The organism is Streptomyces sp. AC512_CC834 (assembly GCF_019049325.1).
Taxonomy (GTDB): Bacteria; Actinomycetota; Actinomycetes; order Streptomycetales; family Streptomycetaceae; genus Streptomyces.
This window is the reverse complement of the sequence record NZ_JAGMUO010000114.1, coordinates 14,360-22,244: the sequence shown is the minus strand read 5'-3', so window position 1 is coordinate 22,244 and position 7,885 is coordinate 14,360. Positions and strand designations below refer to the sequence as shown.

At 73.0% G+C, this 7,885-nt stretch carries 2 protein-coding genes; both read left to right on the top strand.

What is annotated here, in order from left to right:
- On the top strand, positions 1 to 6,347 hold a 6,347-nt coding region (locus KUM40_RS36015), incomplete at its 5' end, for a type I polyketide synthase (protein ID WP_217170528.1).
- 47 nt (positions 6,348 to 6,394) lie between these two features.
- Positions 6,395 to 7,885, top strand: a 1,491-nt coding sequence (locus KUM40_RS41835; protein WP_308401310.1) for a beta-ketoacyl synthase N-terminal-like domain-containing protein, incomplete at its 3' end; no start/stop codon positions are given.

Sequence of the window (7,885 nt, the reverse complement as noted above, 5' to 3'; positions counted from 1 at the left end):
CCAACTATGCGGCGGCGAACACGTTCCTGGACGGTCTGGCGCAGTTCCGGCGCAGTCGTGGGCTGCCTGCCACCTCACTCGCCTGGGGCCTGTGGGCTGCGGCGAGTGGGTTGGGTGGTGGTGGTTCGCAGGTGGAGGCTGAGGCGCGGATGGCGCGGCTTGGTCTTCCGGCGTTGCCGGTGGACGAGGCGTTGGAGTTGTTGGACGCGGCTCTGGACCGCCCCGGTGATGCGGTGCAGGTGCCGTTGCGGATCGATGTGGCGGCGTTGGCGTCGCGTGGTGAGGAACTCCCCGCCCTCCTCAAGGGAATGACCGGCACGGCCGCACGCAGGACCGCCCGCTCGGGCGCCACCGCGGACACCGGCACGTTGGCCCAGCGCCTGGCCGGGCTCGACGACGCCCAGCGTGACCGCCTGCTGCTCGACCTGGTGCGCAAGCACGTGGTCTCGGTGCTCGGCCATTCCGGGATCGAGGCGATCGGCCCCGACCGGGCGTTCAAGGACCTCGGCTTCGACTCCCTGGCCGCGGTCGAACTGCGCAACGCGCTGGGCGCCGAGGCCGGGGTGCGGTTGCCCGCCACACTCGTCTTCGACTACCCGACGGCACGTGCGGTGACCGAGTACCTCAGGAGCCGGGTCACCCCGGCGGCCGAGCCCAGGCCCGCCGCGGTCACTCCGGTCAAGGCGGCCGACACGGACGAGCCGATCGCCGTCGTCGGCATTAGCTGCCGGTTCCCCGGCGGACTGCACTCCGCCGAGGACGTGTGGCAGATGCTCGTCGACGGTCGTGACGTCGTCTCCGACTTCCCCGCGGACCGCGGCTGGGCCGTCGACAACATCTACGACCCCGAGCCCGGCGTCGCCGGCCACACGTACACCCGCCAGGGCGGATTCCTGCACGACGCGACCGAGTTCGATCCCGAGTTCTTCGGGATCATGCCGCGCGAGGCGATGGCCATGGACCCGCAGCAGCGGCTGCTGCTGCAGGGCGCCTGGGAGGCCTTCGAACGGGCCGGCATCGACCCGCAGTCCGCCCGCGGCAGCCGTACCGGCGTCTACACGGGCATCATGTACCACGACTACCGCAGCAGGCTGCCGCAGGTGCCCGACGACCTGACCGGCTACATCGGCAACGGCAGTGCGGCCAGCATCGCCTCCGGCCGTGTCGCCTACACCCTCGGCCTGGAAGGGCCGGCGGTCACCGTGGACACGGCCTGCTCCTCCTCACTGGTCGCCCTGCACATGGCCTGCCAGGCGCTGCGTCAGGGCGAGGTCACCATGGCGCTGGCGGGCGGTGTCACCGTCATGGCGACACCGGAGCTGTTCATCGACTTCAGCCAGCAGCGCGGGCTGTCCGCGGACGGCCGCTGCAAGGCCTTCGCCGGATCCGCCGACGGCACCGGCTGGTCCGAGGGCGTGGGCCTGCTGCTGGTGGAACGTCTGTCGGACGCCCGGCGCAACGGTCACCCGGTGCTGGCCGTGGTGCGCGGCAGTGCCATCAACCAGGACGGCGCGAGCAACGGCCTCACCGCCCCCAACGGACCCTCGCAGCAGCGCGTCATCCGCCAGGCGCTGGACGCCGCCGGCCTGACCGAGTCGGACATCGACCTGGTCGAGGGCCACGGCACGGGCACCAGGCTCGGCGACCCGATCGAAGCGCAGGCACTGCTGGCCACCTACGGCCAAGGCCGTGCCGACGACCAGCCGCTGTGGCTGGGCTCCATCAAGTCCAACATGGGTCACGCGCAGGCCGCAGCCGGCGTCAGCGGTGTCATCAAGGCCATCATGGCGCTGCGGAACGAGACGATGCCGCGCACCCTGCACGTCGACGAGCCCTCGCCGCAGGTGGACTGGTCGGAGGGCAACGTACGGCTGCTGACCCGGGAGCGTGCATGGCCCCGGTCCGAGCGGACCCGCCGGGCCGGTGTGTCCTCCTTCGGGCTCAGCGGCACCAACGCGCACCTGATCCTGGAGGAGGCGCCCGCCGAGGGGCCCGAGACCACCGAGCCCGAGGCCACCCGGCCCGCGTCGCCGACGGTGCCCGAGCTGCCCGTCGTACCCGTCGTACCCCTCGTACTGAGCGCCGCCAGCGCCTCCGGGCTGCTGCGGCAGGCCGAAGCGCTGAAGTCCTGGCTGGCCGCGGACCCCGGACGCACGCTGTCGGACACCGCCTTCTCGCTGGCCACGAGCCGGGCCGCACTCGACCACCGGGCCGTCGTCGCCGCCACCGACCGGGACACCGCGCTCAGCGCACTCACCGCGCTCGCGGAGCAGGAGGAACGGCCCGGCACCGTCACCGGAGTCGTCGCCCCCGACGCCCCGCTCGCCTTCCTGTTCTCCGGACAGGGCTCCCAACGACCCGGCATGGGCAGGGAACTGTACGAGCTGTTCCCGGTGTTCTCCACGGCGCTCGACGCGGTGTGCGAGCACCTGGACCCGCTCGTGGAGCGTCCGCTGCGGGACGTGATGTTCGCCCCGATGGATGGTGCGGACGGTGCGGACGGCGCCGACGGCGGCCGGGAACTGGACCGGACCGTCTACACGCAGAGTGCCCTGTTCGCCTTCGAAGTCGCTCTGTACCGGTTGCTCGAGTCCTGGGGCGTCGTCCCCGACGTACTCATGGGTCACTCGGTCGGTGAGCTGGCGGCCGCCCACGTGTCGGGAGTGCTGTCCCTGCCCGACGCCTGCGCCCTGGTCGCCGCCCGCGGACGGCTGATGCAGGCGCTGCCGGCCGGCGGGGCCATGACCGCCCTGCAGGCGACCGAGGAGGAGGTACTGCCCCTGCTGGGCGAGGGAACCGGTATCGCCGCCCTCAACAGCCCCTCGTCCCTGGTCGTCTCCGGAGACGAGAGCGCCGTTCTCGCCGTTGCCGCCCATTTCGAGCGGCTCGGCCGCAAGACCAGCAGGTTGCGGGTGTCCCACGCCTTCCACTCGCCGCTGATGGAACCGATGCTGGAGGAGTTCCGGCAGATCGCCGACGGGCTCTCGTACGGCACCCCGGCCCTGCGGATCGTCTCCAACGTGACGGGCCGCGAGGCAGGACCCGGAGAGCTGGCCTCCGCCGACTACTGGGTGCGCCACGTCCGGCAGGCGGTGCGCTTCGCGGACGGTGTCCGGCAGTTGGAGGCGGACGGTGTCACCCGGTATGTGGAGGTCGGTCCGGACGGGGTGCTCAGCGCCCTCGCCGCGGCCGGTCTGGAGCACCCCGGCCACGTCGTCGTGCCGGCCCTGCGCAAGGACACACCGGAACCGCAGGCCCTGTTCACCGCCCTCGCCCGGCTGCACGTGCACGGGGCCGGCCCCGACTGGGCGGCCGTGTTCGCGGGCCGTGGCGCGCGCCGGCTCGACCTGCCGACCTACGCGTTCGAGAAGCGCCGCTACTGGCTGGACGCCGCCCCCGCCGCGATGTCCGGCTCCGCACAGGACATCGGCCAGCAGGCCGGGTCGCATCCGCTGCTCAGCGCGGTCGTCGTCTCCCCGGAGAACGGCGGGGTGGTCCTCACCGGCAGGCTCGCCATGGACACCCAGCGCTGGCTGGCGGACCACAACGTGCTCGGCACGCTGCTGCTGCCCGGCACCGGCTTCGTCGAACTGGCCCTGCGCGCCGGTGAGGAGGTCGGCTGCGACATCGTCGAGGAACTCACCATCGAGGCGATCATGCCGCTGACCGCCACGGGCGGCACCGCCGTCCAGGTGCTGGTCGGCGCCGCGGACACCGCGGGCCGGCGTTCTCTGGCGGTGTACTCGCGGGCGGAGAACGTGCCCGACCACGTCGGCTGGACCCGGCACGTCTCCGGATTCCTCGCCCCGTCCACCGGCCCCGCGTCGCCGCCCGCGCCGCTCGGCGCCGGTGCCTGGCCGCCGCCGGGCGCGGAGGCCGTCGACATCAGCGACGTCTACGACTACCTCACCAGCCAGGGCTATTACTACGGCCCCACCTTCCGCGGCCTCCAGGCCGTCTGGCGGCACGGCGAGGACGTCTTCGCCGAGGTCGCCCTGCCCGAGGAGGCGCGGGAGGAGGCCGTCGGCTACCGGGTGCACCCGGCGCTGCTGGACGCGGCGCTCAGCGCCACGGACTTCCTCGGCGGTTACCGGCCGCAGGACGTCGGCGCCTCTCACCTGCCGTTCGCCTGGACGGGCGTCTCCCTGCACGCCGGCGGCGCAGCCCGGATGCGGGTCAAGCTCAACTCGATCGGCCCGGACGCCGTACGGCTGCAACTCGCCGACAGCACCGGTCTGCCCGTGGCGACCGTGGAGTCCCTCGTCGTCCGGGCCGTCACCCCGGACCGGGTCGCCGCCGCGGCGGCCGCCTCGACCGGCGCCGAACAGCGCGAGGCGCTGCACCGGGTCGGCTGGAGCCCGCTGCCGCTGGGCACCGCGGGCGGCACCACCGCCGGCGACTGGGCGGTCCTCGGCGGCACACCGGCGGACGCCGGAGTGCCCGATGACGTGACCGCCCATGCCGACCTGGACGCCTTCACGGCAGCCCTCGACGTCGGCGACCCCGTACCCGAGCTGGTGCTGTACCCGTGCCCCCGGGTGGTGGACGGGGACGTCCCGTCCGCCACGCGAGCCGTACTGGACCGGCTCCTGCGGGTCCTGCGTACCTGGTCGACCGACGAACGGCTCGCCGGTACCCGGCTGATGGTGGTGACCCGCGGTGCCGTGGCCGTCGGCGACGACACCGGCACCGACGAGGCCGTCGACGTCGCACAGGCGCCCGTGTGGGGGCTGGTGCGGTCCGCCCAGCAGGAGAACCCGGGCCGTTTCCTCCTCGCCGACCTCGACGAGGACAGCCGCGTCACCCCGCCGCTCGCGGCCCTGGGCGAACCGGAGTTCGCCGTACGCGGCAGCGACGTCCGCGTCCCGAGGCTGACCGGGATCCCCGTGGACGACATCGAACGCCCCGCTCCCTGGGACCCCGCCGGCACCGTCCTGGTCACCGGCGGCACCAGCGGCCTCGGAGCGCTCCTCGCCCGGCACCTGGTCACCGAGCACGGCGTACGCCATCTGCTCCTGACCAGCCGCCGCGGGGCCGATGCCCCCGGCGCCGGTGAACTCGTCGCGGAACTCGCCGAGCTGGGCGCCGCGGCGACCGTCGCGGCCTGCGACGCCGCCGACCGCACCGCGCTCACCGAGCTGCTCGCCGGCATCCCGGACGACCGCCCGCTGCGCGGCGTCGTACACGCGGCGGGCGTTATGGACAACGCCCTCGTCACGTCGCTGACGCCCGCGCAGGTGGAGGCCGTACTGCGGCCCAAGGTCGACGCGGCGTGGAACCTGCACGAACTCACCCGCGACCTCGATCTGTCCGCGTTCGTCCTGCTGTCCTCGTGCGCGGGGCTGCTCGTCGGCGTCGGCCAGGGCAACTACGGAGCGGCCAACCGCTTCGTCGACGGCCTGGCCCTGCACCGCCGGGCGGCCGGCCTGCCCGCGACCTCGCTGGCCTTCGGCCTGTGGACGGCCAGGACCGGCCTCGGCGGCGGAGTGACCGAGGACGACCTGCACCGCATGGACCGGCTGGGCATGCCAGCCATGGCCATCGAGGAGGGCCTGGCCCTGTTCGACGAGGCCGTCGCCCTCGACGAGGCCCTCCTCGTCCCCATCCGCGTGACCGCCGCCCGCCTCGCGAAGGCCGCGGACGACGAACTGTCCCCGCTGTTCCGTGAGATCGTGCGCGTCGCCCGCCGTGACGCGGCCCGGCCCGCCGCGACCCCGACGACACAGCCCACGTCCACCCCAGCCGCCACCCCTGCCGGTGCCGGAGCCGGTGCCGGTGCCGGTGCCGCCACGAGTTCGGGCACCCTGGAGGACCACCTGGCGCCCCTCGCCCAGGCGGAACGCGAGCGTGCCCTCGTGGACCTCGTACGCACCCACGTGGCCGCGGTACGCCACGACGACCCGCAGGCGATCGACATCAGCAAGGGCTTCACCGAGCTGGGCCTCGACTCGCTGGCCGCGATCGAACTCCGCAACCGGCTCCAGACCGCCACCGGGCTGCGGCTCCCCGCCACCATGATGTTCGACTACCCCAACCCGGCGGTCCTCGCCGAGTTCCTGCTGGACGAGCTGACGCCCGGCCTGCCGGAAGCCCCCGGGCAGGGCGCCGCGACCGGCGAACCCGACGACGCGTCCGTCCGGAGCGCGCTGCAGTCCCTCTCCGTGGACAGCCTCCGTGCGGCCGGCCTGCTGGACGGGCTGCTCGCCCTCGCCGCGGCCGGGCAGGACACGAACCCGCCCGCCGAACCGACGGCGGGCAAGGCGCACGAGGACCGCAGTGACGCGATCAAGAGCATGGGGATCGAGGACCTGGTCCGCGCCGCCCTGTCCGGAGACGAAACCAACTGAGTGCCCGGGTCCACCGGCCCGCACCGAGCGAGAGGTTTACCTTCACCGTGGACGCATCCGTCGAGCAGGTCGTCGAAGCGCTCAGAAAATCCATGCTGGACAACGAACGCCTGCGCCGGCAGAACGCCGACCTCGAAGCCGCCGCCGGCGAGCCGATCGCGATCGTCGGCATGGCCTGCCGCTTCCCGGGCGGCGCCACCTCTCCGGACGAGCTGTGGCAGCTTGTCGCCGACGGCGTGGACGCCGTGTCCGGATTCCCCACCGACCGCGGCTGGGACATCGACGGCGTGTACGACCCCGAACCGGGCAAGACCGGCCGCACCGTCTCCCGGGAAGGCGGCTTCCTGCACGACGCGGCGGACTTCGATCCCGCCTTCTTCGGCATCAGCCCGAACGAAACCCTGGGCATGGACCCCCAGCAGCGCCTGCTCCTGGAGTCGTCCTGGGAGGCCGTGGAGCGTGCGGGCATCGACCCGCTGTCTCTGAAGGGCAGCCGCACCGGCGTCTTCGCCGGCGTCATGTACCACGACTACGGGTTCGGCAGCAGCGACGGCAGCCTGGTGACGGGCCGGGTGGCCTACACCCTCGGCCTCGAGGGCCCGGCGGTCACCGTGGACACGGCGTGCTCGTCCTCCCTGGTCGCCCTCCACATGGCGGTACAGGCGCTGCGCTCGGGGGAGTGCTCGCTGGCCCTCGCCGGCGGTGTGACCGTGATGACGAACCCGGACATGTTCATCTATTTCAGCACCCAGCGAGGCCTGGCCTCCGACGGCCGCTGCAAGTCCTTCTCCGAGTCGGCCGACGGTGTCGGCTGCTCCGAGGGCGTGGGCATGCTGCTGGTCGAGCGCCTGTCGGACGCACGCCGCAACGGTCACCCCGTGCTGGCGGTGGTGCGCGGCAGCGCCATCAACCAGGACGGCGCCTCCAGCGGCCTCACCACCCCGAACGGTCCGTCGCAGCAGCGGGTGATCCGGCAGGCTCTGGCGAGTGCGCGGCTGGGTGCCGATCAGGTCGACGTGGTGGAGGCGCACGGTACGGGTACGACGCTGGGTGACCCGATCGAGGCGCAGGCGTTGCTGGCGACCTACGGCCAGGACCGTCCCGAGGGTCAGCCGCTGTGGCTGGGCTCCATCAAGTCGAACATGGGTCACACGCAGGCTGCGGCGGGTGTCGCGGGCATCATCAAGATGGTCATGGCGATGCGTCACGAGACGATGCCCAAGTCCCTGTACTCCGACGAGCCTTCGTCCAAGGTGGACTGGGACGCGGGTGCTGTGGAGCTGCTGACGGAGGCGCGGGAGTGGCCGGCGCCGGAGGAGGGGCGGCCGCGGCGTGCGGCTGTGTCGTCGTTCGGTCTGAGTGGGACGAACGCGCACGTGATTGTGGAGGAGCCGCCGGTGGCGGAACCGGCGGAGGCATCGGCTGCGCGGGTTCCGGTGGGTTCGTCGGTGGTGCCGTGGGTGGTGTCGGGGCGTGGTGCGGGTGCGGTGGTGGCGCAGGCTGAGCGGCTTGCCGGGTGGGTGGGTGAGCGGCCCGAA